Here is a 26755-nt window from a genome sequence, read left to right as displayed (position 1 = left end):
GTGGTCATTCGTTCGCCGGCAATGTGAGGTTCTGCGCCGGTGCATCCTTGGGACGGCCGCGAAGCAGTGATTCGGGATGGCGGCTCAGGTAGTCGGACAGCTCGCGCAACGAACGCGACATGCGCCCAAGATCGTCCAGGGTCTGCGTCAGTTGTTCGCGTTGCGGCGAATCTTCGGCCAGGGTCGAGTTGGCCGATTGCAGGGTCTTGCTCACGTCCTGCAGCGTGTTTTGCACGCTTGGCAGGGTCTTGCTGTTGAACTGGGCCAGGCCTTTGCGCAATTCCACCAGGTTGCCGTTCAGGTTGTTGGCAACGCTTTCCAGGGGCAGCTTGTTGATTCGCTCGACCATCGCCTGCAGTTGTTCCTGCAGTTGCTGGAGACTGCCTGGGATGGTCGGTATACGGACCGGGCGGGCGTTGGCGTCGAAAGTGACTTTTTCGGCCTTGGGGTAGAAGTCCAGCGAGATGTACAACTGCCCGGTCAGCAGGTTGCCGCTACGGGCCTGGGCACGCAGGCCGCGTTCAACGAAACTGCCGATCAGGCGAGCGCCGGCAGCTTCGTCATCCGGGTTGTGATTGAGCGCCTTGAGCAGTTTTTCATGGGCCTTGCCCAGGCGCTGAGGGTAGAACACCACGCCGACATTGACCGGGAAGCTGCGCAGCTTCTCGTCGAAATCCAGATTGATAGCTACGACCCTGCCCACTTCGATGCCCAGGAATTCGACCGGCGCTCCGACCCGCAATCCGCGCAAAGCCTGATCGAAGCGTAAAGCCAGGTATTGCGCCTTGCCATCCGGCGGGGCCAGGGCGCTCTGCTGGTCGGCAAACAGCTCGAACGTCTTGTCCTCGCTAGCGGGGCTGTCGTTGGGGCTGTATTCCGGTGCCCGAAATGCGATGCCGCCCACCAGCAGCGCCGAGAGTGACTCGGTCTTGACCGCAAAGCCGTTGGCACCGACGTTCACGTCCACGCCGCTGACGTTCCAGAACCGGGTGTTTTCGGTGACGTAGACATCGTTGGGCGCATTGACGAATACGTCGATGTTGACCCCTTTGCCATCGGCATCCAGCGCATAGGACACCACTTGGCCCACCGGAATCTTGCGCAGGTACACCGGCGAGCCGATGTCCAGTGAACCGAGGTCCTGGGAATGCAGGGTGAAGCGCTTGCCCGGTTCACCGTAGGTGATCGGTGGCGGGGCTTCCAGGCCGGTAAAGGACTTGGCACGAACCTTCGATTGACCGGCGTCGGCCCCGATGAAATCCCCTGACAGCAGGGTATCGATCCCGGAAATTCCGCCGGCTCCGATACGCGGGCGTACGACCCAGAACACCGAGTCCTCGTGCGTGAAGGTCTCCGCCGTCTTGGCCAGCTTGACCGTGGCGGTGACGTTCTTCTGGTCGTCGCTCAATTGCACGTCGGTGACCTGGCCGATGACCACGTTGCGATATTTGACCGGTGTCTTGTTGGCGGTCAGGCCCTGGCCGGTCTTGAAGGTGATGGTGATGGTCGGACCTTCCTGCAGCCAGTTGTTGACCACCAGGGACAACCCTACCAGCACCGCGATGATCGGCACTATCCATACCAGCGACACCGTCCAGCGGCGGCTGGTGACATGGGCGCGACCTGGTGCCGGTTGCTGCCCGTCAGTGGCTTGCGACTTCATCCATGGCCTCCTCGGATGGTTGGGTGTCCCAGATCAGGCGTGGGTCGAAGCTCATGGCCGACAGCATGGTGAACAGCACCACGAGGCCGAAAAACAGGATGCCCGGTCGCGGCTCGATATCGCTCAGTGCCTGGAATTTCACCAGCGCCGCGACCAGCGCCACCACCAGCACGTCGAGCATCGACCAGTAGCCGATGACTTCCACCAGCCGATACAGTTTCGCCCGCTGGACCTGGGCCCAGGTGCTGCGCCGCTGCACGGTGACCAACAGCAAGGTCAGTACCACGAACTTGATGCCTGGTACCGCGATGCTGGCGATGAAAATGATCAGGGCGATGTCCCAGGCGCCGCCCTGCCAGAACTCGATGACGCCACTGATGATGGTGCTGTCGGCGCCATCCCCGAGCATCTGGGTATTCATCACCGGCAGCAGGTTGGCCGGAATGTAGAACACCAATGCCGCCAGCATGTAGGCCCAGGTACGGGTGAGGGTGTCGGGTTTGCGCCGGTGCAACGGGGCGTCGCAGCGGGGGCAGGTCTCGGGCTCGTCGCTCATGTCACAGGCCAGGCCACAGCTGTGGCACAGGCACAGGTTCAGGTCGCGGGCCAAGGGCGGGGGAGGCAACGGTTCGCGGTTCATAGGTTGTCCCACAAATCGCGCACATCGCGTCCGGCGATGCGGATCATCAGCAGGCTCAGGGCGGCCAGGGCAAACAGGCCGATGCCCGGCAGCACGTCCAGCAGCCCGGCGAGTTTGATCACCGCCACCAGCGCACCCAACAGGCACACCTCCAGCATGCTCCACGGCCGCAGTGCTTCCAGGCTGCGCATGCACAGACTGAACCCCGGCGCCCGTTGATTGGCGTAGGCGTAGGCCAGCACCCAGATCAGCAATACCAACTGAAAGACCGGGGCAATGATGATCGCCACCGCGGCCACCAGGGCGATGAAGGTGATGGGGCCCTGGCTCAGGGCCACGATGGAATCCCACAGCGTCGCGCTGTTGCTCAGCCCCTGGAGACGGATGCTCATCACTGGATAGATGTTGGCGAAAGCCCACAACACCGCTGCCGTCACACTCAAGGCCAGGCGCTGTTCAATGGTCAGGCCGTTGTAGCGCTGAATCACCGCGCCACACCGCACGCACGAGGCTTTCTGATGCGCAGCGAGCACCATCGGCTCGTACACCGCATCACAATGTTCGCAAATGATCAGTCGGTCGGTATCGGCCATCGGGATGCTCGGCAGGACAACTCCTTCAATATAGAAGGAGGTTGGGATTGAGCAACCCGCCCGAACGGGTCATTCGCCGCGAATGTATTGCTCCAGTTGTCGGATCAGGTCCGCCTGCTCGGCAATCGCTTCCTTGACCAGGTCACCAATGGACAGCAGACCGACGAGTTTGCCGTCTTCGACCACCGGCAAATGCCGCAAATGTTTTTCGGTCATGATGCTCAGGCAGGTTTCGACATTCTGGTGGGGGTCTATCGTAATCACGGGTGACACCATGATGTCGCTCACTTTGGTGCCTACTGAGGAGCGGCCATGCAAGACCATTTTGCGCGCGTAGTCGCGCTCACTGATGATCCCCAGTACTTCGCCGTTCTTCACCACCAGCAGGGCACCGACGTTTTTCTCGGCCATGCGCATCAGGGCCTGCAGCACCATGTCGTCCGGTGAAATGGTGTGCACTTGCTGGTTTTTCTCGTCTTTGATCCGGAGCAACTGCGCGACGGTTTTCATGGGGAAGCCTCAGGTGTTGTTTTTGCAGGTGGTTTAAGAATCGTAGACCCAACGGCGCAGAGCAAGCGGTAAAGCGGCAGTCAGTCGTCCAAAAACGTCATTGTCGGTGAGTTCACCACCGAAGTGAGGCCATGCACTGTTGGGGCGAGGGATTTATCGCCACTGTGGGGGCAGGCCTTGCTCCCACAGATAAATCCCCTCACCACAGGTAGAATCGTCGCTTACGCAAAAAATCGAGGTTGCAGCGGTGGATCTACAGCAGGGCTTCGTCCTGACCCGGCATTGGCGCGATACCCCGGCCGGCACCGAAGTCGAATTCTGGCTGGCGACCGACACCGGCCCCCGGCGCGTGCGCTTGCCGGTGCAGCCGTCGGTGGCATTCGTGCCACAGATTCAGCGCGGTCAGGTCGAAGCCTTGCTGCAAGGGGAGAAGGACGTTGAATTGCGACCCCTGGACCTGCTGGATTTCGAGCATCGACCGGTGCTGGGCCTGTATTGCCGGCAACATGCCCAACTGATGCGCCTGGACACCACCTTGCGCCGTGCCGGCGTGGAGGTGTTCGAAGCTGACATCCGTCCACCGGAACGCTACCTGATGGAGCGTTTCATCACCGCGCCGGTCTGGTTCGGTGGCACAAAGGCCGCTGAGGGCCTGCTGCTGGACGCCCAGATGAAACCGGCGCCCGAGTATCGTCCGCCTTTGCGTCTGGTGTCCCTGGACATCGAAACCACCGCCCAGGGCGATTTGTACTCCATTGCCCTTGAAGGCTGCGGCGAGCGTCAGGTGTATATGCTCGGCCCGCCCAATGGCGACGATACTGCCGTGGATTTCCAGCTCGAATATTGTGAATCGCGCACTTTGCTGCTGAAGAAACTCAACGATTGGTTCGCCCGTTTCGACCCTGACGCGATCATTGGCTGGAACCTGGTGCAGTTCGATTTGCGCGTGCTGCATGAGCACGCCCGGCGCCTGGCCGTGCCGCTACGCCTGGGGCGAGGCGGGGAGGAGATGCAGTGGCGCGAGCATGGCGCGCGCAACAATCACTTTTTCGCCTCGGCGGCAGGCCGGCTGATCATCGACGGCATTGAGTCGCTGCGTTCGGCGACCTGGAGTTTCCCTTCGTTCAGCCTGGAAAATGTCGCCCAGACGTTGTTGGGAGAGGGTAAGTCCATCGACAACCCGTACCAGCGCATGGACGAGATCAATCGCATGTTTGCCGAGGACAAACCGGCCCTGGCCCGTTACAACCTCAAGGACTGTGAGCTGGTGACGCGGATCTTCGCCAAGACCGAGCTGCTCAAGTTCCTGCTGGAGCGGGCCAGTGTCACCGGTCTGCCGGCGGACCGCAGCGGTGGTTCGGTGGCGGCCTTCACACACTTGTACATGCCACTGATGCACCGCCAGGGTTTCGTCGCGCCGAACCTTGGCCAGCGCCCGCCCGAGGCCAGCCCGGGTGGTTTTGTCATGGATTCCCAGCCGGGGCTCTACGAGTCGGTGCTGGTGCTGGACTACAAGAGCCTGTATCCGTCGATCATCCGCACCTTCCTGATCGACCCGGTAGGCCTGATCGAAGGCCTGCGCCACCCGGACGAAAGCCAGTCGGTGCCAGGTTTTCGCGGGGCACGTTTCTCCCGCACGCGGCATTGCCTGCCGGCCATTGTGGCGCGGGTAGCCGAAGGCCGGGAAACCGCCAAGCGGGAACACAATGCACCGCTGTCCCAGGCATTGAAAATCATCATGAACGCCTTCTATGGCGTACTCGGTTCCAGTGGCTGTCGTTTCTTCGATCCGCGGCTGGCGTCCTCCATCACCCTGCGCGGTCACCAGATCATGCAGCGCACCCGGCAGTTGGTCGAAGCCCGGGGGCATGTGGTGATTTACGGTGATACCGACTCCACGTTCGTCTGGCTGCGCCGGGCCCACGGCCAGGAAGAGGCGGCGTCCATCGGCCAGGAGCTGGTGGCATACGTCAATCAGTGGTGGCGCGAACACGTGCGTGATGAGTTCGGGCTGGAGAGCGCACTGGAGTTGCAGTTCGAAACCCATTTCAAACGTTTTCTGATGCCCACCATTCGTGGCGCGGAAGAGGGCAGCAAGAAGCGCTATGCCGGGTTGGTAACCCGCGCCGACGGCAGCGACGAGATCGTCTACAAGGGCCTGGAAACCGTGCGCACCGACTGGTCGCCGCTGGCCCGGCAGTTCCAGCAGGAGCTGTATGGGCGGATCTTCCACCGCAAGCCTTACCAGGATTATGTGCGCGATTATGTGCACCAGACCCTGGCCGGAGCGTTCGATGATCGGCTGGTCTACCGCAAGCGCTTGCGCCGGCCTCTGGAAGACTACGAACGCAACGTACCGCCGCACGTGCGCGCCGCGCGGCTGGCTGACGAATTCAACCAGCGCCAGGGCCGTGCGCGGCAATACCAGAACGGCGGGTGGATCAGCTACGTGATCACTGTCGCCGGCCCTGAGCCGCTGGAAACCCGCAGCGCGCCGATCGATTACGACCATTACGTGACCAAACAGCTGCAACCGGTGGCGGACGCGATTCTGCCGTTTGTGGATGACGATTTCTCGACCCTGGTGGGGGGCCAGATGGGCTTGTTCTGACGGATGCGCCAGTGTTGCGGGCGGGAGGCTCTTGTGGCGAGGGCGCTTGCTTCCGCTCGGTTGCGCAGCAACCGCCAGAAGGGGCCGCTACGCGCCCCAGCGGGAGCAAGCTCTCTCGCCACAAAAGCGCTTTGCTCGTGAGAACTAGACCATCGCCAAGCGCTGCTTGCCTTCGGGCTGCGGGAATATCAAATCCAGCGCCGCCAGATCCTGGGGTGCGAGCTTCAGGTTGGCCGCTTCGGCGTTCAAGCGCACATGTTCGCTCTGAACGGCTTTGGGAATGGCAATGACATTGTCCTGACGCAACAGCCAGGCCAGGGCGATCTGCGCTGGGGTTGCGCCATGGCGTTCGGCGATCTGGCCCAAGGTGTGGTCCTTGAGCAGTTGCCCGCCCTGGCCGACCGGGCAGTAAGCCATGACTGGCATGCGCTGCTGTTGGCACCAGGGCAGCAGGTCGAATTCGATGCCACGCTCCTGCAGGTTGTACAGCACCTGGTTGGTGGCGCAGGCCGGTGAAGCCAGTTCTTCAAGGTCCGCGACATCAAAGTTCGACACGCCCCAGCGGCCGATCTTGCCTTCTTCGCGCAGGCGTTCGAACGCTTCGACGGTTTCTTCCAGCGGGTATTGCCCGCGCCAATGCAGCAGATAGAGATCGATGTAATCGGTGTCCAGTCGGCGCAAACTGCGTTCGCAGGCAAGCGCAATGCCTTTGCGGCTGGCATTGTGGGGATACACCTTGCTCACCAGGAAAACCTGGTCCCGCAGGCCGGTGATCGCTTCCCCAACGACCTCTTCGGCGCCGCCCTCGGCGTACATCTCCGCCGTGTCGATCAGCGTCATGCCCAATTCAATGCCCAGGCGCAGGGCCGCCACTTCCTTCTTGTGAAGCGACGCTTCTTCACCCATGCGCCAGGTGCCCTGGCCAATCACCGGTACGGCCTCGCCAGCCAGTTCCAGAGTCCTCATGCCTACCTCCTGTTTGCAGAACATTAGACGTGTGGCAGCAGGATAGACCAGGTGTTCAAGGTTGATCGTCCCCACCGCCGTGGGAACGATCTTTTCGAAGGGCAGGATTTATTGCGCGGAGAACTTCAACACCATGGTCTGGGTGTAGGTCTGGCCGGGGTCAAGCCGGGTCGACGGGAAGTTCGGCTGGTTTGGCGAGTCGGGGTAGTGTTGGGTTTCCAGAGTGAACGCGCCCCAATGCGGATAGACCTTGCCGTGCTTGCCCTTGATCGTGCCGTCGAGGAAGTTGCTGGTATAGAACTGCACGCCAGGCTCGGTGGTGTAGAGCTCCAAGCGCCGTCCGGACTGTGGGTCGTAGACATCAGCGGCCAGTTTGCTCACGTCACCCTTGGCGTCAAGCGCCCAGTTGAAATCGAAACCGCCCTGTTTGGGTTCGGCGAATTTGAGCTGCGGGTGATCGGCCTTGATATGGGTGCCGATGGCGGTGGGCTTGGTGAAGTCCATCGGCGTACCGGCCACGGGGGCCAACTCACCGGTGGGGATAAGCTTGTCGGTCACCGGGGTGTAATGGGCGGCATGCAGGGTCGCGACCTGTTTGAGTATGTCGCCGTTACCGGCACCGGCGAGGTTGAAATAGCTGTGGTTGGTCAGGTTCAGCACCGTGGGTTTGTCGGTGGTGGCCTGGTACTCGATACGTAATTCGTTCCGTTCATTGAGGCTGTAGGTGACATCTGTTTTCAGTGCGCCTGGGAAACCCATCTCGCCATCCGCCGACAGGTAGGTCAGGGTCACGCCCACCGAGTCCTTGCCGTCATGGGGTTCGGCCTTCCAGACGCGCTTGTCGAAACCTTGCGGTCCGCCGTGCAGGGAGTTGCTCTTGTCGTTCTGCGGCACCTGGTAGCGCTTGCCGTCCAACTCGAATGCGCCGCCAGCCAGGCGATTGCCGAAGCGGCCAATGGTTGCGCCGAAATACACATTGCCGTTCTTCTGGTAACCCTGCACATCGTCGAAGCCCAGCACAACATCGGCGGCCATACCGTTCTTGTCCGGCACGATCAGTGACTGGAGGATCCCGCCGTACGTGATGACAGTAGCCTCCATGCCGTGGCTGTTGCGCAGGACGAATTTTTCCACCGCGGTACCGTCGCTGGTCTTGCCGAACGCTGCGCGTTCATTGCTCAGGCCGGCGGCCTGGGATGCAGAGGTGGCGATCATCAGAGACACTCCGAGAGCCGTGAGCAGATGTCTGGATTCAAGCATGGTGTGACCTTCCTTCCTGTCTTGTTGTTGTTTGGAACGCGGGTCGAGTCCGGTGTTTAGTCGGACAGCGATGAAGGTATATTTGGTTAGTAGTCTTTCTATTTGAAAGGCTAGAAGGGATTTATAGCCATTAATCGCGATTAATCAATTAAAAAGTCATACTAATTGAGCGGGGCGGATCTTCCCCATCTGTGTGGTTTTCCCTCGTCCATCGCACTTTTACGTTTTTTGCCGCTCTATCCATGGCCAGGAAGCGGCGACCCCCACCGCCTCCCCAAGCCCAGACCGAGACTCGATGGCCGGTGTTTTTCATTTCGTGATGGTGTCGCGACGTCGCTGTTCAGCGCTGTTGGTCGGCGTGTTGATGTTGCTTGGCGGCGGTTGCAGTCATCAGCAGGGGCAAGACATGGTCACTCAGTTCAGCAACACCAGGCCTCAGGAACTGCTGCAGACCAGCGTTGACCGCATGGCCACACTGGCGATGCATGACAACCTGCAAAGCCTCTATCTGCTGATGAACAAGCTTTATCTGCGCAACCCCGAAGAGTTGCGCAAGTCCGGATTTCTCGACGCCCGTGCCGCGGAAAAGCAGGTGCGCCTGGCCATCGAGCAGCAACAGCCGTTACCGACCCTTGGCGGCAAGAAGGACCTGGCCGCCCTGAGCTATGCCATGAGCCCTGAGTTCCTGGGGGATCGGGTGGGGGCGTTCATCTACGCCATTGGCAGCATGCTGGTCACGGCCCATGGCAATCGTCTCGAGTTCTACATGACCGACGCGATCGACCCGCGCTTTGTCAGCAACGCGGCGCGCAACATCGAAAAAGCCACTTGGATACTCAGCCAACGACTGGACAAAGACGGCAAACCGCTGCTGTTTTCCAATGAGATTTCGGAGGAGGGCAGCAATCTCAGCTTTGCCGTGGAGTTTGGAAAAATCGTTGCGCGCCTGGACCTGCTGACCCAAATGCTGGACGAGCGCTACCGGCGGATCGGTCTGAACTATGCCCAGAGCCTGCTCTTTCTTAACTTCCTGCCGGTTCAGTAATGTCAGAGGAAAAGGGAATAAAGATAGATCACATTGGTATAGGTGGTTATAAGAAAAATCGCTATGCTCGCGCCCAGATTTTATTTCATGCGGTCGCGCTTAATGGATTTCGGTAATGTCGGTTTAGTCATAGCGGGCTTGGTTGTCGGTTTTATCGTCGGGATGACCGGCGTGGGCGGCGGTTCGCTGATGACCCCCATTCTGTTGTGGTTTGGTATCAACCCTGCAACCGCAGTGGGTACCGATCTGCTGTACGCGGCGATTACCAAGTCCGGCGGTGTATTGGTTCACGCCAAGAACCGCAACATCGATTGGGCCATCACCGGCTGGCTGACCTTGGGCAGTGTGCCGGCGGTAGGATTGACGCTGTGGTTTCTCAGCAGTCTGCACAGTTCGCCCGACGCCATGAACGCGATCATCAAGCAAGCCCTGGGTTTTGTGCTGTTCGCCACCGCCCTGGCGATTCTGTTCAAGAAACGCCTCCTGCAATTTGCCCATGATCGTGCGGGCGGCCACTACAATCCCACCGGCTCGCGGCTCAATGTACTCACCGTCGTCACTGGCCTGATATTGGGCGTCATGGTCGCACTGACCTCCATTGGCGCTGGCGCACTGGGCACTGTCGCACTGTTCATTCTCTATCCATTCCTGGTCACCAAGCGCCTGGTGGGCACTGAAATCGCCCACGCCGTACCGCTGACCCTGGTCGCTGGCCTGGGCCACGCCAGCATGGGCAACATGGACTGGCACATCCTGGGTTACCTGCTGGTCGGCTCGTTGCCGGGCATCTACCTGGGCAGTCACTTGTCGGGCCGCATTTCCGATGAGGTGCTGCGCCCATGCCTGGCAGTGATGCTGGCGATGATCGGGTTCAAGTTGGCGTTCTAACTAACCTGCGCACCAATCAATGTGGGAGCGAGCCTGCTCGCGATGAGGCCGGTACAGCAGAACATCTGCTTGATTGACTGTGCGCCATCGCGAGCAGGCTCGCTCCCACATAAGTTGTGCCCGACTCCTGTCACGAAATTGTTCATCTCCCACGCCACGGTTGCGCAATGACCCCTCTGGCCTAAGCTTCAAGGCAGGCAGGCGCGGTATTGGGCGACTGTCGCGGAACAATCGCCGCCATGCGCAATCAGTACAGCGTAGATATCAAAAGGAGAGGCGCATGCTCATTCGGTCGTTGACCTTCGCTACCTTGTTGGCCATTGCAGGTCCCTTGTTCGCCGCGGATGGCGACTCACCCTTGGCCGCGGACAAGGGCAAATCCCGCCCCTTGATTGTCATCGCGCCGAGCACCGTCGATCCTGCATGGGTCAGCCTGAAAAAAGCATTGGAGGAACCGGCCGGCAAACAGGGTTTTTCCGAGCGCAACCTGGTGCTTTACACCGTGCTCAACACGATGGGGCAGCGCGATGGCAAAGACCTGGACCCGCAAAGCACCATGGCGCTGATCCGTTCACTCAGGTTGGGGGCCGGTGCCCAGACCAAGATCATCCTGGTGGGCAAGGACGGAGAAAAGAAGCTTGAGCACTCAGGTGCGATTGAGCTGAAGGATATCTTCGACACCGTCGATAAACTGCCTCCAGCAGAAAAGGAAGCGGCGGCGCCAGCCCCGACTCCCGCGCCTGAAGCTGCGCCGGCCCAGGAAGGCAAGGGTGCCAAGGCAGGCAAGACGGGCAAACCGGTGACTGCGCCGAAGCCGCTGGAGGATTGATCGGGCAGGCGATGAGCTCCCTTTGTGGCGAGGGAGCAAGCTTCCTCGCCACAGTAATTTGCGTAGCCTATTGTTTCTCCAGCGCCGTCAGGATCTTGTGCGCGGCCTTCACCCGTTCCTCGATCGGGTAGTTTTTGTTTGCCAGCATCACGATCCCCATATCCTTTCCAGGAACGAACGCCGCATAGGCACCAAAGCCACCGGTCGAGCCAGTCTTGTTGATCCAGCTGTCGGCCGGCGCAGGCAGGGGTGGGTTGAGCGGCTCCACTTTTTGTGGCATCAGGGCCATCTGCGGTGCATTGCCGGCCAATAGTGCGTCAAGCGTGACGGGGTAGGGGTAGAACTCCCAACCCAACCCTTGGGTCATGCCATTGGCCTTGTAGAACCCGGTATGCGTCGTGGCGATGGCCTGTCGCAGATCGGCGTCCAGCTTTTCAGGCCGCAGGTTAGCCTCGATGAAGCGGATCAGGTCCGATGAACTGGTTTTCACGCCATAGGCCTCGGCGTCCAGCGCTCCCGGTCCGACCCGCACTGGCTTGCCGTCCTTCGCGTAGCCTTGGGCGTAACGGCTCAATTGATCCTTGGGCACCCGTACATAACTGTGCTTGAGGCCTAATCCCGGCATCAGTGTCTGTTCCATCACCTCATCGAACGGTCGTTCCAGGCTGCGGGCCGCCAGGTAGCCGAACAGGCCGATGCTCGGGTTTGAATAGAGCCGCTGGGTACCGGCCGGATAGAGTGGTTTCCAGGTCTTGTAGTAACTGAACATCCGGTCCGGATGGTCCGCTTCGCCAGGAAACTGCAACGGCAGGCCGCCCGGCGTGTAGGTGGCAAGGTTGAGCAGGCTGATGCCTTGCAGGGCGCTGCCGCTCAGCTCGGGGGCGAAGCGACCGGCCGGGTCCGACAGCGACAGCTTGCCTTGGGCCTGGGCGTAGGCGCCGAGGGTGGCGGTGAAGGTCTTGCTGACCGAGCCGATTTCGAACAGCGTCTGGTCGGTCACTGCCTGCTTCGTGTCCTTGGAGGCCACCCCGTAATTGAGGTAATGACGTTCACCGTTGTGAGTGATTGCCACGGCCATGCCGGCGATGTCCTGTTGTTTCATCAAGGGCTGGATCACGGCATTGACGGTGTCTTCAACGCGCTCCTGGGCAAAGCCCGTTGTCGTGCCGCAGGCGATGAAAAAAGCGCCCGTAAGTATCGATTTGGCAATGTGCATGTCTGACCGTTCTCCATGAGTCCTGAGGGTGCCAGCCGCTCTGCCAGCAGCTTTGGGGGCACCCAATCTAGGGAGTTTTCCGATGTCCGGCAATCGGGATCCTTGCAGTTCGAACCGGGTTCCGAGTCATCTGACCGGGTTGCAAGAGACTTCCTACGAAAATCTTTAGCGTCCTGGCCTTCGACAGCCCATGGCAAACCACACAAACCACTGGTCGCCGGGTAAACTTGCGCTCTTTCTAAAGGAGTCCACATGAGCTACTACCAGCCCGGCATTCTCGCCACCCCTGTTCCGCCTCAGGCCCGTCACTTGTTTTTTGCCCTGGAATCGGTCGAGGCGCTGCCGGCTGCGATCGATAAGCTTTTGTTGCAAGTCGATGATCGAGTAGTGATCGGCCTGGGCGAGTCGCTGGTCCAGGCGCTGGGTGCGCAGGTCGAAGGCCTGCGGGCGTTTCCGGCCCTGGCCGGCGTGGGCGTGGACAACCCTTCGACCCAGCACGCGCTGTGGTGCTGGCTACACGGCGAAGACCGTGGCGAGCTGCTGCACCGCAGCCGTGCCATCGAGGCCGCTCTGGCCCCGGCGTTGCGCCTGGTGCAGATGAACGAAACTTTCCGTCATATGACCGGCCATGACCTGACCGGTTATGAAGACGGCACTGAGAACCCTCACGATGAAGCGGCCATCGCCGCTGCCCTGGCTCAAGGTGTCGATGGAGTGCGCGGTGGCAGTTTTGCGGCGATCCAGCAGTGGCAACACGATCTGGATGGTTTCGCCGCCATGCAACCCCATGAGCGCGACAACATCATGGGCCGACGCCTGAGCGACAACGAGGAAATCGACGATGCCCCGGAGTCGGCCCACGTCAAACGCACCGCCCAGGAAAGCTTCGCCCCGGAAGCCTTCGTCGTACGCCGTTCCATGCCGTGGATTGAAGGGGATCGCGCAGGCCTGATGTTCCTGGCGTTCGGTTTCTCCCTCGACGCTTTCGAGGCTCAACTGCGGCGCATGAGCGGCCTGGAGGACGGTATCACCGACGGCCTGTATCGCATGAGCCGGCCGATCACGGGGGGCTACTACTGGTGCCCGCCGTTGCTGGATGGACGTCTGGATCTGCGGGCCTTGAGCCGCTGAGGCCGGCGCCACGCGCAACGGCTTGTGCAAAAGCGCAGCGTGAACGCTATTCTTGGGCCGGACGTCTATCCGTGCAATGGGGAGAGCAAACGTGGATAAAGTCATCGTTATCACCGGTGGCGGCCGCGGGATCGGGGCGGCCACGGCGCTGTTGGCTGCCGACCTGGGCTATCGGATCTGCATCAATTACCAGTCTGATGAAGGCGCCGCGCAGGATGTGCTCGGACAGGTCCGGGCCAAGGGCGCCCAGGCGATTGCCGTGCGGGCGGATGTCAGCATCGAAGACGAAGTGGTCGCGCTGTTCGATCGTGTGGACGCTGAGTTGGGTCGCGTCACCGCTTTGGTGAACAACGCCGGCACGGTCGCCCACAAGTCCCGACTCGACGAAATGTCCGAGTTCCGCATTCTCAAGATCATGAAGACCAACGTGCTGGGGCCAATCCTCTGCGCCAAGCACGCGGTGTTGCGCATGTCGCCCAGGCATGGCGGGCAAGGTGGCAGTATTGTGAACGTCTCCTCGGTGGCCGCCCGCCTGGGCGCGCCGGGCGAGTATGTCGACTACGCGGCCTCCAAAGGCGCGCTGGACACGTTCACCATTGGCCTGTCCAAGGAAGTCGCTGGAGAAGGTATCCGCGTCAATGCGGTTCGCCCAGGTTATATCTACACCGATTTTCATGCCCTCAGCGGCGACCCGGACCGGGTCAGCAAGCTGGAGTCGGCAATTCCCATGGCCCGTGGCGGCCGTCCCGATGAAGTGGCTGAAGCGATTATCTGGTTGCTGTCGGACAAGGCTTCGTATGCGACCGGGACGTTTGTGGATTTGGGGGGCGGGCGCTGAGCTTTGAAATATCAGTTGTCTGTTCTGCCGCCATCGCGAGCAGGCTCGCTCCCACATGAGATCTGCTGAGTAGCTGAGAGATTCGTCTCGCCGCAAACCCACTGTGGGAGCGAGCCTGCTCGCGATGGGGCAATAACAGACAACCCCATATCAAAACGACCGAATAATCCGCCCCAACGTCTCCATGGCCTTCTCTGACACTTCGGTCCACGGGCTGCCGTAGTTCAAACGGATGCAATTGCCGAAACGCCGGGTCGGTGAAAAGATCGGCCCAGGAGCGATGCTGATGCCTTGGGCCAAGGCCATCTGGAACAGTTTCAGCGAGTCCATCTGCTCCGGCAGTTCCAGCCACAGGAAATACCCACCCGCCGGCTGGCTGACGCGGGTCTGTGCGGGGAAGTAGCGGGCGATGGCGGCGAGCATGGCGCTTTGCTGTTCTTCCAGGGCGTAGCGCAGTTTGCGCAGATGACGATCATAACCACCGTGTTGCAGGTAATCGGCGATGGCCGCCTGGGCCGGCATCGAGGCGCACAGTGACGTCATGAGTTTGAGCCGTTCGATCTTCTGTGCGTAACGCCCGGCGGCGACCCAGCCGATGCGATAGCCCGGCGCCAGGCTCTTGGCGAACGAACCGCAATGCATCACCAGCCCTTCGGTGTCGAACGCCTTGGCCGGCTTGGGTGCCTGCTGGCCGTAATAGAGTTCTGCATACACGTCGTCCTCGATCAGCGGCACCTGATGACGGCGTAGCAACTCCACCAACGCCTGTTTTCTTTCCTCGGGCATGGTCGCGCCCATGGGGTTCTGGAAACTGGTCATGCACCAGCATGCTTTGATCGGGTGGCGCTCCAGCGTCTGCTCCAATACATCCAGATCGATGCCGTCGCGTGGGTGCACCGGAATTTCCACTGCCTTGAGCTTGAGCCGCTCCAGCACTTGCAGGCTGGCGTAGAACGCTGGCGCCTCGATGGCCACCAGGTCGCCGGGCTCGGTGACGGCTTGCAGGCACAGGTTCAAGGCTTCCAGGGCGCCATTGGTGACCAGCAGTTCTTCCATGGGCAGCATCAGCCCGCCGACCATGTAGCGCAGGGCGATCTGTCGGCGCAATTGCGGATTGCCCGGTGACATGTCCGTGACCACCATTCGGGGGTCCATATCCCGCGTTGCGCTGGACAGCGAGCGGGACAGTCGTTGCAGGGGAAACAGGGTCGGGCTGGGGAACGCCGAGCCGAACGGTACGGTGGCTGGATCCTTGATCGAGTCCAGCACCGAAAACACCAGCTCGCTGACGTCGACTTCGGTGCTGTCGTGCACCTGGGTGCTGATCACCGGCTCGGCGAACGGATTCGGTGCATGGGCGTTGACGAAGTAGCCGGAGCGCGGACGAGCCCGGATCAGGCCACGACGCTCCAGCAGGTAGTAGGCCTGGAACACCGTGGACGGGCTGACGCCGTAGGTCTGGCTGGCATAACGCACCGATGGCACACGCTGCCCTGGGCCCAGCACGCCGGAGCGGATCAGCTCAGCGATGTCGTCGGCGAATTTCTCGTAGCGTTTCATAGCGGGCCCGCTCTTGAACAATTCAGGGGGTAACGCACGGCTTGCGCAGTTACCTGTGGGAGCGAGCCTGCTCGCGATGGGGCCGGTACATTCAATGTTGATATTGTTTGACCGTCCGCCATCGCGAGCAGGCTCGCTCCCACAAAGGTTCGGCATCTTAAGCCTCAACGATTTATCGGCGCCACAAAGCGGCTCGTGGCCTCACTGAAAGTCCCAGGCTCGTCACTGTCGGCCACCTTGAAGACCATTTCCCGGGAGCCGCTACGGGGCCGTTCGCTGAGCATTGCCACCGACACCGGTACGTCGAGGATTTCCCCCGGCGCCAGGCTCAGTTGCGTTTTGCCCTGCAGGACAAAACCTTCGGCGTCCGCCAAGGACAGCTGATAATCCTGGCGCTGCTGGGTCTTGTTGATGATTTTCAGGCTGTAGATGTTCTCGATCTGGCCCAGACTGTTTTCGCGGAACAGCCCACGGTCCTTGGTCACGTCCAGCGACACCATGGGGCGTTCTGCCAGCGCCACGGCCAAGGCCCCGATCATCACCAGCAGCACGGCGGTATAGCCAATCAACCGCGGTCGCAGCAGGCGAGTCCTGCCACCTTGCAACTGATGTTCAGAGGTGTACTTGATCAGGCCACGGGCATAACCCATCTTGTCCATGATCGAATCGCAGGCATCGATGCAGGCGGCGCACCCGATGCACTCCATTTGCAGGCCGTCGCGAATGTCGATGCCGGTGGGGCAGACCTGCACGCACATCTGGCAATCGATGCAATCGCCCAAACCCACATTGGCCGGGTTCACTTCGCGCTTGCGCGGGCCCCCGGATTTCGCCACGTGCGGTGTCATAGGAAATGGTCAGGGTGTCTTTATCGAACATCACGCTCTGAAACCGTGCATAGGGGCACATGTGCATGCACACCGCTTCACGCAGCCAGCCGGCGTTGAGGTAGGTGGCGCCGGTAAAGAACAGCACCCAGAACAGACTGACACCGGCCATTTGCAGGGTCAGAAGTTCTTCGGCCAGTGGGCGGATCGGCGTGAAATAACCGACGAAGGTCAAGCCGGTGAGCAGGCTGATTGCCAGCCACAACGTATGTTTGGCTGAGCGACGCAGCAGCTTGTTCAAGGTCCAGGGCGCCGCCTGCAGCTTGATCCGCTGGTGCCGTTCGCCTTCGGTGATTTTCTCGCACCACATGAAAATCCAGGTCCAGGAACTCTGCGGGCAGGTGTAGCCGCACCACACCCGACCGGCAAATACGGTGATCGCGAACAGGCCGAAAGCGGCGATGATCAGCAGTGCCGACAGCAGGATGAAATCCTGGGGCCAGAAGGTCGCGCCAAAAATGTGGAATTTGCTTTCGGCGAGGTCCCAGAGCACCGCTTGGCGGTCGCCCCAGTTCAGCCATACAGTGCCGAAAAACAGCAGAAACAGAAGCCCTGCACCGCTGATGCGCAAGGTGCGGAACAAGCCGGTGAAGCTGCGGGTGTGGATCAGGTTATCGGTGGTCCGGGCCTTTATCTTCGTCGGCGCGGGTTCGAAGTGCTGTATCAACTGGACGGGGATTCTTTCGCTCATGGTCGGTCGCTCCTCAGCCTGTAACTGGCCGGCGCACTATGACCATCGAACTGTTTTCATAACAGACTCAGGTATCACGATAAAAACCGGATCAGATGCCGTGAGGCCCTGGCCCTGCGACACTTTGATGCATCCAGATCAGGCGAACAGATCTCGTTGGCGAAGACCGCAGTGGGAGCAAGGCTTGCTCCCACGCAGCCTCTCTGCACAGAGGACGATTTTCTCTTCAATCAAAGGGACAAAGGGATTCAGATCACCGAATCGCTATCAGTCGCCTTGAGGTTCTTACGCCCATCGACCGCCCCGGCCACGGTCAGGGCATCGGCTTGCGCCTCGGTGATGTACACCCGGCCGCCGTTGAGATCCACCGCCGACATGGCTTTTTCCGCATCAGTGATAACGGTCAACTCGTTGGCGGGCCGCTGTTCGTTGAACTCTTCGGTGTCGAAGGTGCAGATTTGGTTGCTATCGATATTGAAACTCATGGTTAGGTTTCCTTCTGGATGTCCTGAACGTTAGGCGTCGGCCCGCAGCCGCGGTTCGTTGCGTCTGATCAGCGGTCGAGCGCACCTCTGGCCTGGCTTGCGGTCCATCGTTTATCGACTGGAAAGAGGACCGTTCATGGACGCCTGGTGGCATGAAGTCTGGATAACCCTGCAATCGGAATTCGCCGATATCACCGATGCGCAGCAGATGACGCGGGTAACCGTACGCCTGCTGATGGCTGCGTTGTTGGGCGGCATCCTGGGTTTTGAGCGTGAACACAAGGGCAAGGCCGCCGGGGTCCGGACCCATATGCTGGTGGCCTTGGGGGCGGCGCTGTTTGTGCTGGTGCCGCAGATGTCCGGCTCCGAGGCTGACGCCATGAGCCGTGTGGTGCAGGGTGTTATCGCCGGCATCGGTTTCCTGGGCGCGGGCACTATCCTCAAGGGCAACGATAGTGACGAAAGCCATGTAAAAGGCCTGACCACCGCCGCCGGCCTGTGGATGACCGCCGCCATCGGCGTCGCCGCCGGGCTGGGGCGCGAGTCCACGGCAGTGCTCAGTACGGTATTGGCGCTGGCGATCTTCAGCGTAATGCCGCTGATTGTCCGGGCGCTGGAGAAGGAGGAAAAGCCGTGACTGCGATCTCCAGCCAGAACACATAATCCTGTGTGGAGCGAGCAAGCCCGCTCCCACAGGTTTTTTGTTATCCACTAGGCTGTTGGTTCAAACCCGCTCCGGCGGCGCCTCGCTCGGCGGGTCGCCCAGAGGAGGCTGGGGATCAAGCGGCGGGTCTTTTTCCGGGATCGGTTCCGGCTCGGGGCCGGGTGGCGGCAGGGTGGGGTCGTCAATGTTGGGGTCGGGTGTTTCAGCCGGGATGGGAATATTCATCAGGACGGGTCTCCGTGACGCACATGGCTTGAGTCGTGCTTAACCTTGTTGACCACCCTGCGCCTGGTTTGATCCCGCTGCCATCGGGGCAAATCACTCTGAACTTTTAACCGTCGGTTCGGTTCGGAGTTTAAGTGAGTTTTTTCAGGGATCCATCCTTTCAAGGACTACTGGGCCTTTACCGCCACAACGTCCATGGGGCGTAAAAGGAGCGATGCTCGATGACTGCTGAACAACACCCGACTGACCTGTCGTACAACCCGCATTTGCCATTGTCCCAGGCCCTGTTACTGCCGCGTATTGCCATTGAAAGCACCATGCCGGTCATCGAAGGCGGGCAATTCGCCGCCAAGGCCGTGGCCGGGCAGGACGTGACGGTGACCAGCAAAGTCTTCGCCGACGGTCATGACAAATTGGCCGTGCATATCCTTTGGCGGGAGCTGAAGGATGAGTCCTGGAACAACGCGGTCATGACCGAGCTGGGCAATAACGGCTGGCTAGGCCAGTTCAATGTGCCCGAGCAGGGCTTCTATGTGTTCCGCATCGAGGCCTGGATCGACCAGTTCGCCAGTTTCCGCTACGAGCTGGAGAAAAAATTCGCGGCCGGCGTGCCCATCAGCCTGGAATTGCAGGAAGGACGCAATCAGGTGCAGATGGCGGCCGAGCGCAGCGAAGGTGAGCTGAGGGAGCAATTGACCGCGTTGCACCATGAGCTTTCCGGCCTGTTGCCAGCCGAGCAGGTGGCATTGTTCCTGGCACCCCGCAGTGCCGGTCTCATGTCCCAGGCCGATCATCGCCCCTATTTGAGTATCAGCCCGCAATACCCTCTGGACGTCGAACGCAAGTTGGCCGAGTTCGCCAGTTGGTACGAGCTTTTTCCCCGCTCGATCACCGATGATCCCAAGCGTCATGGCACCTTCAATGACGTGCATTCGCGTCTGGCGGTGATCCAGGACATGGGGTTCGATGTGCTGTACTTCCCGCCGATCCACCCTATTGGTCGCAGTTTTCGCAAGGGCCCGAACAACTCCCTCACCGCCGGCCCCGACGATCCGGGCAGCCCTTATGCCATCGGGAGCGAGGAGGGCGGTCACGAAGCGATTCACCCGCAGTTGGGCTCGCGCGAGGATTTTCGGCGTCTGGTGGCCGCGGCGGCCGACCATGGCCTGGAGATTGCCCTGGACTTTGCTATCCAGTGTTCCCAGGACCACCCGTGGCTCAAGCAGCATCCGGGCTGGTTCAGCTGGCGGCCGGACGGCACGATCAAATATGCGGAAAACCCGCCGAAGAAATACCAGGACATCGTCAACGTCGATTTCTACGCCGCGGATGCGATTCCCAGCCTGTGGCTGGAGCTGCGGGACGTGGTGGTGGGGTGGGTCAATGAAGGCGTGAAGATCTTCCGTGTCGACAATCCCCACACCAAGCCGTTGCCGTTCTGGCAGTGGTTGATTGCCGATGTGCGGGCCCAGCACCCTGAAGTGATGTTCCTCGCCGAAGCCTTCACCACGCCGGCCATGATGGCGCGCCTGGGCAAGGTCGGTTATTCCCAGAGCTACACCTATTTCACCTGGCGCAATACCAAGACCGAACTGGCGACGTATTTCACCGAGCTCAACGAATCTCCGTTACGCGAGTGCTACCGGCCGAACTTTTTCGTCAACACGCCGGACATCAACCCGGCGTTTCTCCATGAGTCGGGGCGCGCCGGGTTTCTGATCCGCGCGGCCCTGGCGACCATGGGCTCGGGCCTGTGGGGCATGTACTCGGGGTTTGAATTGTGCGAATCGGCGCCAGTGCCGGGCAAGGAGGAATACCTCGACTCGGAGAAGTATGAGATCCGCCCCCGGGACTTCACCGCGCCGGGCAACATCATTGCCGAAATCGCCCAGCTCAATCGCATCCGCCGGCAAAACCCGGCGCTGCATACGCACTTGGGCCTGACGATCTACAACGCCTGGAACGACAACATCCTGTACTTCGGCAAACGCACCGCCGATGGCAGCAATTTCATTCTGGTGGCAGTGAGTCTCGACCCGCATACCCCGCAGGAAGCCAATTTCGAGTTGCCGCTGTGGGAGATGGGGCTGCCGGACGATGCCCAGACCCAGGGCGAGGATTTGATGAGCGGGCATCGTTGGACGTGGTATGGCAAGTACCAGTTCATGCGTATCGACCCGGCCTACCAACCGTTCGGGATATGGCGGATCAGCGTGGCGTAAGGCTGTGGGAGCAAGGCTTGCCCGCGATGAAGTTGACGCGCTCTTCAGGGGAATCGAGGCGCCTGTATCGCGAGCAAGCTTTGCTCTCACAAAGTGAGGATAAATCCCCTCGCCACAAAAGGCCCCACGACACAAAAAGACCTTACAAGCCTGTTTCAGCGGCTTTACAGAATTTCTCAGGAGTTGCAAATGGCGAAGAAACCCCGGTCTGCCACCTTTATCAAAGACCCGCTCTGGTACAAGGACGCGGTGATTTATCAGGTCCACGTCAAATCCTATTTCGATTCCAATAACGACGGGATCGGTGACTTTCCCGGATTGATCGAAAAGCTCGACTACATCGCCGATCTGGGCGTCAACACGATCTGGCTGCTGCCGTTCTATCCTTCGCCCAGGCGCGATGATGGCTACGACATCGCCGAGTACCGAGGTGTCAGTCCCGACTACGGCACCATGGCAGATGCGCGGCGTTTCATCGCCGAAGCCCACAAGCGTAATCTGCGGGTGATCACCGAGCTGGTCATCAACCACACCTCCGACCAGCATCCATGGTTCCAGCGCGCGCGCAAAGCCAAGCCGGGTTCGAAGGCGCGGGATTTCTACGTCTGGTCCGACGACGACCACAAGTACGATGGCACGCGGATCATTTTCCTCGACACCGAGAAATCCAACTGGACTTGGGATCCGGTAGCCGGCCAATACTTCTGGCACCGTTTCTATTCCCACCAGCCGGACCTCAACTTCGATAACCCCCAAGTGATCAAAGCCGTACTGTCGGTGATGCGCTACTGGCTGGACATGGGCATCGACGGCCTGCGCCTGGACGCGATCCCGTACCTGATCGAGCGCGACGGCACCAACAACGAGAACCTGCCCGAGACCCACGACGTCCTCAAGCAGATCCGTGCCGAGATCGATGCCAATTACCCCGACCGTATGCTGTTGGCCGAGGCCAACCAGTGGCCGGAAGACACCCAGCTGTACTTCGGCGATGTCGACGCCCAGGGTTTGAACGGTGACGAATGCCACATGGCATTCCACTTCCCGCTGATGCCGCGCATGTACATGGCGCTGGCCCAGGAAGACCGCTTCCCCATCACCGACATTCTGCGGCAGACCCCGGAAATTCCGGCCAATTGCCAATGGGCGATTTTCCTGCGCAACCACGATGAGTTGACCCTGGAGATGGTCACCGACAAGGAGCGCGACTACCTGTGGAATTACTACGCGGCCGACCGTCGGGCGCGGATTAACCTGGGGATCCGCCGACGTCTGGCGCCGCTGATGGAGCGCGACCGCCGCCGTGTCGAGTTGCTCAACAGCCTGCTGCTGTCGATGCCCGGCACGCCGACCTTGTACTACGGCGATGAAATCGGCATGGGCGACAACATCTACCTGGGCGACCGCGACGGCGTGCGCACGCCGATGCAGTGGTCGATCGACCGCAACGGTGGTTTCTCCCGCGCCGACCCGGCCAGCCTGGTACTGCCGCCGATCATGGACCCGCAATACGGTTACCAGTCGGTCAACGTCGAGACCCAGGCCGGCGATCCTCATTCATTGCTGAACTGGACCCGGCGGATGCTGGCGGTGCGCAAGCAGTCCAAGGCCTTTGGTCGTGGCACGCTGAAGATGCTCTCGCCAAGCAACCGCCGGATCCTGGCTTATACCCGCGAATACACCGGCCCCGATGGCAAGCACGAAATCATCCTGTGCGTGGCCAACGTGTCTCGTAGCGCCCAGGCCGCCGAACTGGACCTGTCGGCCTATGCCGGGATGGTCCCGGTGGAAATGCTGGGGGGCAATGCCTTCCCGCCCATCGGCCAGCTGAATTTCCTGCTGACCCTGCCGCCGTATGGGTTCTACTGGTTTGCCCTGGCAACAGAAAACCAGATGCCGAGCTGGCATGTGGAGCCGGCCCAGAGCTTGCCGGACTTCACCACCCTGGTGCTGAAGAAACGCCTGGAAGAACTGCTTGAAGCACCGTCGCGCACCACGCTGGAGCAAACCATCCTGCCGAGCTGGCTGCAGAACCGTCGCTGGTTTGCCGGCAAAGACAGCGCGATCGAGAAGGTCAATATTGTCTATGGCGTGCGTTTCGGCGATCCGCAGCACCCGGTGCTGCTCAGCGAAATCGACGTCACTAGCGCTGGCCAGACACTGCGTTACCAACTGCCCTTCGGTCTGCTGGCCGAAGACCAGGTGGGCGCGGCGTTGCCGCAGCAATTGGCACTGTCTCGGGTTCGCCGGGTTCGTCAGGTCGGTTTGATCACCGATGCGTTCAGCCTGGAAAGTTTCGTGCGGGCGGTTCTGCAAAGTATGCAGGCCAATACGGTGCTGCCTTGCAGCGAAGGCGAGCTGCGGTTTGAACCCACCGAAGGCCTGGCCCCATTGAACTTGGGAGACGAGCCGGAGGTGCGTTACCTGTCCGCCGAGCAGTCCAACAGTTCGGTGGTGGTGGGCGGCAGTCTGGTGCTCAAACTGATCCGCAAAGTGGCGTCGGGCGTACACCCGGAGCTGGAAATGAGTGCCTACCTGACAGCCGCAGGTTTCAGCAATATTTCGCCGCTGCTCGGTTCGGTGATTCGCCGTGACACCGAGGGCGAAGATGCGCTGCTGATGATCGCCCAAGGCTACCTGAGCAATCAGGGCGACGCCTGGGAATGGACCCAGAACAACCTCGAACGCGCCCTGCGTGATGAGCTGGCCGATGCCGTGTCCGAGCAGGAACAGCACTACAACGCCTTGGGCGAACTCAAGGACTTCGCCGGCATGCTCGGCCAGCGCCTGGGGGAAATGCACGAGGTACTGGCTCAGGCCACCGATAACCCGGACTTCGCGCCCCAGGCCACCAACGCCAAGGAGGCCCAGGCCATCGGCAAGGATGTGGCCGCGCAGGTTGAGAACGCCTTGCGCCTGCTCAAGCAGAACCAGGGCCAATTGAACCCGGCGGACCAGGCCTTGGTCGCCCGCTTGCTGGAACACAAGAAGACCGTTCTGGCGCACATCCAGGAACTGGCCGGCAAGGCTGTCGGTGGCTTGCGCATCCGCGTCCACGGCGACCTGCACCTGGGGCAGGTACTGGTGATCAAGGGCGACGCCTACCTGATCGACTTCGAGGGCGAGCCGGCACGACCACTGCATGAGCGCCGCGGCAAGCACAGCCCGTACAAGGACGTCAGCGGCGTGCTGCGCTCCTTCGATTACGCAGCCGCCATGGCGATCCACCTGAACACCGTCGACAGCACCGCCGACGCCGACGCGGCGCGGCAACGGGTGGCTGATCGTTATTTGAAAGAGGCCCGTCAGGCATTTGTTGAGGCATATCGGCTGGCGGCAGCTAGTCTTGCCCATGAGTGGAAGGATGCTGAAGGCGAAGACGCCGCACTGGCGTTGTTCGGCCTGGAGAAGGCGGCCTATGAAGTGGCCTATGAAGCCGAGAATCGCCCCGCCTGGCTGCCCGTGCCATTGCACGGTCTGTACGGGTTATTGAGCGGGCTGAAACCCTTTTCCGACATAGCCGGACCGATTTAGTGGAGAGAATCATGAGTGTCTCGAACAAAGAACCACAGGGGCAGGCCAAAGAGTCGTTGCTGCCGTCCCCCCATGACATCGACGCGCTGGTGCGCGCAGAACATCAGGACCCGTTTTCCATCCTTGGCCCTCACGGCGATGGTGCCGGCGGACAGTTCATCCGGGCGTATCTGCCCGGCGCCTTGAGCGTGCAAGTGTTGGCCCGCGAAGGCGACGAAGTCCTGGGCGATTTGCAGCTCAGCGAAACCCCGGGGCTGTTTGTCGGCCATTTCGACCGCGCCCAACCCTACCTATTGCGCACCCGCTGGGCCGGCGGTGAGCAGGTGGCCGAAGACCCCTACAGCTTCGGGCCACTGCTGGGGGAAATGGACCTATATCTGTTTGCCGAAGGCAATCATCGCGACCTTAGTTCCTGTCTGGGGGCGCAGTTGACCACTGTCGATGGCGTCGACGGCGTGCGCTTTGCCGTATGGGCACCGAATGCGCGACGAGTCTCGGTGGTGGGCGATTTCAACGTCTGGGACGGGCGCCGGCATCCAATGCGCATCCGTTATCCGTCCGGGGTATGGGAGTTGTTCATCCCGCGGCTTGGCGCGGGCGAGGGTTACAAATATGAAATCCTCGGCGCCCACGGCATTTTGCCGCTCAAGGCTGACCCGGTGGCGCTGGCCACTCAAATGCCGCCGGATACCGCTTCCAAGGTCGCCGCGCCGCTGAAAATCGAGTGGCAGGATGGGCAATGGATGCAAGATCGTCGCGAGCGGCAGTTGCCTGGCGCACCGCTGTCGATCTACGAATTGCACGCCGGCTCCTGGCAGTGCGAAATCGACGAGGCGGGAGAAGTTGCCCGGCAATACACCTGGCACGAAATGGCCGAACGGCTGATTCCGTACGTCAAGGACCTGGGGTTCACCCACATCGAGCTGATGCCGATCATGGAGCATCCGTTCGGGGGGTCCTGGGGTTACCAGCCGCTTTCACAGTTTGCCCCGACGGCGCGTTTCGGCTCGCCGGACGATTTCGCGGCGTTCGTCAATGCCTGTCACCAGGCCGACATCGGCGTGATTCTCGATTGGGTGCCGGCGCATTTCCCCACCGATACCCACGGTCTGGCCCAGTTCGACGGCACCGCGCTGTACGAATACGGCAACCCGCTGGAAGGCTTTCACCAGGATTGGGACACCCTGATCTACAACCTGGGACGCACCGAAGTCCATGGTTTCATGCTCGCTTCGGCGCTGCATTGGCTGAAGCACTTCCACATCGACGGCCTGCGTGTGGATGCCGTCGCCTCGATGTTGTATCGCGACTATTCACGCAAGGCCGGCGAATGGGTGCCCAATCGCCACGGTGGACGGGAGAACCTGGAAGCCATCGACTTCCTGCGGCACCTCAATGACGTGGTGGCGCTGGAAACCCCCGGTGCGTTGGTTATCGCCGAAGAGTCCACCGCCTGGCCCGGCGTCAGTCAGAGCACGCAACAGGGCGGCCTGGGTTTCGCCTATAAGTGGAACATGGGCTGGATGCACGATTCGCTGCATTACATCCAGCAGGACCCGGTGTACCGCGCTCACCATCACAACGAACTGAGTTTCGGCCTGATGTATGCGTGGTCCGAGCGCTTTGTCCTGCCGATTTCCCATGACGAAGTGGTGCATGGCAAACGCTCGCTGATCGACAAGATGCCGGGCGATCGCTGGCAGAAATTCGCCAACTTGCGCGCCTATCTGAGTTTCATGTGGGGCCATCCCGGCAAGAAGCTTCTGTTCATGGGCTGCGAGTTCGGCCAATGGCGCGAGTGGAACCACGACCAGCAGCTGGACTGGTACCTGTTGCAATACCCGGAGCACCGTGGGGTGCAGAAGCTGGTGAGCGACCTGAACCGTCTCTATCGCGAGGAGCCGGCGCTGCACGATCAGGACGACGCGCCTCAGGGGTTCCAGTGGCTGATTGGTGATGATGCGGTGAACAGCGTCTACGCCTGGTTGCGTTGGAGCAAGGAAGGTCGACCGGTGCTGGTGGTTGCCAACTTCACGCCCGTGCCGCGCGCGGCATACCGCATCGGCGTGCCGTTCGCCGGGCGCTGGGTGGAATTGCTCAACAGTGACGCCGACACCTATGCCGGTTCCAACTACGGTAACAGCGGCGGTGCCTTCACCGAAGAAGTGCCCAGCCATGGCCAGGCGCTTTCGCTGGAACTCAACTTGCCGCCATTGGCGGTGTTGATTCTGCGGCCGGAGGGTTAGGAGCAGGTCCTATCATGCACTAACCCTGTGGGAGCGAGCCTACTCGCGATG

At 60.9% G+C, this 26755-nt stretch carries 20 protein-coding genes and 1 pseudogene; 10 read left to right on the top strand and 11 right to left on the bottom strand.

Annotated elements, in window-relative coordinates:
- Positions 1–4: 4 nt before the first annotated feature.
- From PSH91_RS17025 to PSH91_RS17010, 4 genes are all read right to left on the bottom strand, one after another.
- Positions 5–1663, bottom strand: a complete 1659-nt coding sequence (locus PSH91_RS17025) for an intermembrane transport protein PqiB (protein WP_107322626.1) — start codon at positions 1661–1663, stop codon at positions 5–7.
- Positions 1644–2303 (bottom strand): paraquat-inducible protein A, encoded by a 660-nt coding sequence (locus PSH91_RS17020; protein ID WP_047227758.1) that lies wholly within the window; start codon positions 2301–2303, stop codon positions 1644–1646. Before PSH91_RS17020 ends, PSH91_RS17025 begins: the two co-directional genes overlap by 20 nt.
- Positions 2300–2896 carry a paraquat-inducible protein A gene (locus PSH91_RS17015; protein WP_047227759.1) on the bottom strand — a complete coding sequence of 199 codons (597 nt, stop codon included), beginning with the start codon at positions 2894–2896 and terminating at the stop codon, positions 2300–2302. The genes PSH91_RS17020 and PSH91_RS17015 overlap by 4 nt, the downstream gene beginning before the upstream one ends.
- 69 nt (positions 2897–2965) lie before the next feature.
- Positions 2966–3406 (bottom strand): CBS domain-containing protein, encoded by a 441-nt coding sequence (locus PSH91_RS17010; RefSeq protein ID WP_047227760.1) that lies wholly within the window; start codon positions 3404–3406, stop codon positions 2966–2968.
- 247 nt (positions 3407–3653) lie between these two features.
- Between PSH91_RS17010 and PSH91_RS17005 the strand changes: the two genes are divergently transcribed.
- A complete protein-coding gene (locus PSH91_RS17005; protein ID WP_076384003.1) occupies positions 3654–6017 on the top strand; it encodes a DNA polymerase II in 2364 nt (787 codons plus the stop codon).
- Positions 6018–6161: 144 nt separating this feature from the next.
- Here PSH91_RS17005 and PSH91_RS17000 read toward each other — a convergent pair whose 3' ends face one another.
- Entirely contained in the window at positions 6162–6983 is an 822-nt protein-coding gene (locus PSH91_RS17000) for an aldo/keto reductase (protein WP_047227762.1), read from the bottom strand.
- Positions 6984–7091: 108 nt separating this feature from the next.
- On the bottom strand, positions 7092–8243 hold the full coding sequence (locus PSH91_RS16995) for an aldose epimerase family protein (RefSeq protein ID WP_047227763.1): 1152 nt from the start codon (positions 8241–8243) through the stop codon (positions 7092–7094).
- Positions 8244–8562: 319 nt separating this feature from the next.
- Here PSH91_RS16995 and PSH91_RS16990 point away from each other — a divergent pair, with 319 nt between their 5' ends.
- The 3 genes from PSH91_RS16990 to PSH91_RS16980 all read left to right on the top strand — a co-directional run bounded on the left by PSH91_RS16990 (position 8563) and on the right by PSH91_RS16980 (position 11005).
- Complete coding sequence (locus PSH91_RS16990; RefSeq protein WP_370695203.1) at positions 8563–9288, top strand: hypothetical protein; 726 nt, start codon at positions 8563–8565, stop codon at positions 9286–9288.
- Positions 9289–9390: 102 nt separating this feature from the next.
- Entirely contained in the window at positions 9391–10176 is a 786-nt protein-coding gene (locus PSH91_RS16985) for a sulfite exporter TauE/SafE family protein (protein ID WP_047227884.1), read from the top strand.
- A gap of 280 nt (positions 10177–10456) precedes the next feature.
- Positions 10457–11005, top strand: a complete 549-nt coding sequence (locus PSH91_RS16980) for a DUF4174 domain-containing protein (RefSeq protein WP_076384005.1) — start codon at positions 10457–10459, stop codon at positions 11003–11005.
- Positions 11006–11072: 67 nt separating this feature from the next.
- On the opposite strand, the gene ampC is transcribed toward PSH91_RS16980, so the two are convergent.
- Entirely contained in the window at positions 11073–12221 is a 1149-nt protein-coding gene (gene ampC, locus PSH91_RS16975; protein WP_305466267.1) for a class C beta-lactamase, read from the bottom strand.
- A gap of 252 nt (positions 12222–12473) precedes the next feature.
- Between ampC and PSH91_RS16970 the strand changes: the two genes are divergently transcribed.
- Positions 12474–13352: a Dyp-type peroxidase gene (locus tag PSH91_RS16970; protein WP_047227767.1), complete on the top strand. Its 879-nt coding sequence runs from the start codon at positions 12474–12476 to the stop codon at positions 13350–13352.
- Between the two features lie 91 nt (positions 13353–13443).
- Positions 13444–14190 (top strand): SDR family oxidoreductase, encoded by a 747-nt coding sequence (locus PSH91_RS16965; protein WP_076384007.1) that lies wholly within the window; start codon positions 13444–13446, stop codon positions 14188–14190.
- A gap of 150 nt (positions 14191–14340) precedes the next feature.
- On the opposite strand, the gene mapR is transcribed toward PSH91_RS16965, so the two are convergent.
- The 3 genes and pseudogenes from mapR to PSH91_RS16950 form a co-directional block, all read right to left on the bottom strand.
- Complete coding sequence (gene mapR, locus PSH91_RS16960; protein WP_076384008.1) at positions 14341–15750, bottom strand: GntR family transcriptional regulator MpaR; 1410 nt, start codon at positions 15748–15750, stop codon at positions 14341–14343.
- Positions 15751–15914: 164 nt separating this feature from the next.
- Positions 15915–17328, bottom strand: a pseudogene (gene ccoG / locus PSH91_RS16955) (cytochrome c oxidase accessory protein CcoG).
- Positions 17329–17576: 248 nt separating this feature from the next.
- A complete protein-coding gene (locus tag PSH91_RS16950; protein ID WP_076384009.1) occupies positions 17577–17813 on the bottom strand; it encodes a DUF3203 family protein in 237 nt (78 codons plus the stop codon).
- Between the two features lie 136 nt (positions 17814–17949).
- On the opposite strand from PSH91_RS16950, the gene PSH91_RS16945 reads away from it, so the two are divergent.
- A complete protein-coding gene (locus PSH91_RS16945; protein WP_076384010.1) occupies positions 17950–18450 on the top strand; it encodes an MgtC/SapB family protein in 501 nt (166 codons plus the stop codon).
- Between the two features lie 87 nt (positions 18451–18537).
- Here PSH91_RS16945 and PSH91_RS16940 read toward each other — a convergent pair whose 3' ends face one another.
- Positions 18538–18702, bottom strand: coding sequence for a hypothetical protein (locus tag PSH91_RS16940; RefSeq protein ID WP_171061344.1), 165 nt, complete (start codon positions 18700–18702; stop codon positions 18538–18540).
- 221 nt (positions 18703–18923) lie between these two features.
- Here PSH91_RS16940 and PSH91_RS16935 point away from each other — a divergent pair, with 221 nt between their 5' ends.
- The 3 genes from PSH91_RS16935 to glgB all read left to right on the top strand — a co-directional run bounded on the left by PSH91_RS16935 (position 18924) and on the right by glgB (position 26704).
- A complete protein-coding gene (locus PSH91_RS16935; RefSeq protein ID WP_305466264.1) occupies positions 18924–20924 on the top strand; it encodes an alpha-1,4-glucan--maltose-1-phosphate maltosyltransferase in 2001 nt (666 codons plus the stop codon).
- Between the two features lie 189 nt (positions 20925–21113).
- The gene (gene treS / locus PSH91_RS16930) at positions 21114–24458 is read left to right on the top strand and encodes a maltose alpha-D-glucosyltransferase (RefSeq protein WP_076384012.1); all 3345 of its coding nucleotides are present in this window, start codon (positions 21114–21116) and stop codon (positions 24456–24458) included.
- A gap of 11 nt (positions 24459–24469) precedes the next feature.
- Positions 24470–26704 (top strand): 1,4-alpha-glucan branching protein GlgB, encoded by a 2235-nt coding sequence (gene glgB / locus PSH91_RS16925; RefSeq protein ID WP_047227775.1) that lies wholly within the window; start codon positions 24470–24472, stop codon positions 26702–26704.
- Positions 26705–26755: the final 51 nt, after the last annotated feature.

The sequence above is a fragment of the Pseudomonas sp. FP1154 genome (genome assembly GCF_030687245.1).
In the GTDB taxonomy this organism is placed as follows: domain Bacteria; phylum Pseudomonadota; class Gammaproteobacteria; order Pseudomonadales; family Pseudomonadaceae; genus Aquipseudomonas; species Aquipseudomonas rhizophila.
This window is presented reverse-complemented; position numbering and strand designations above follow the sequence as displayed.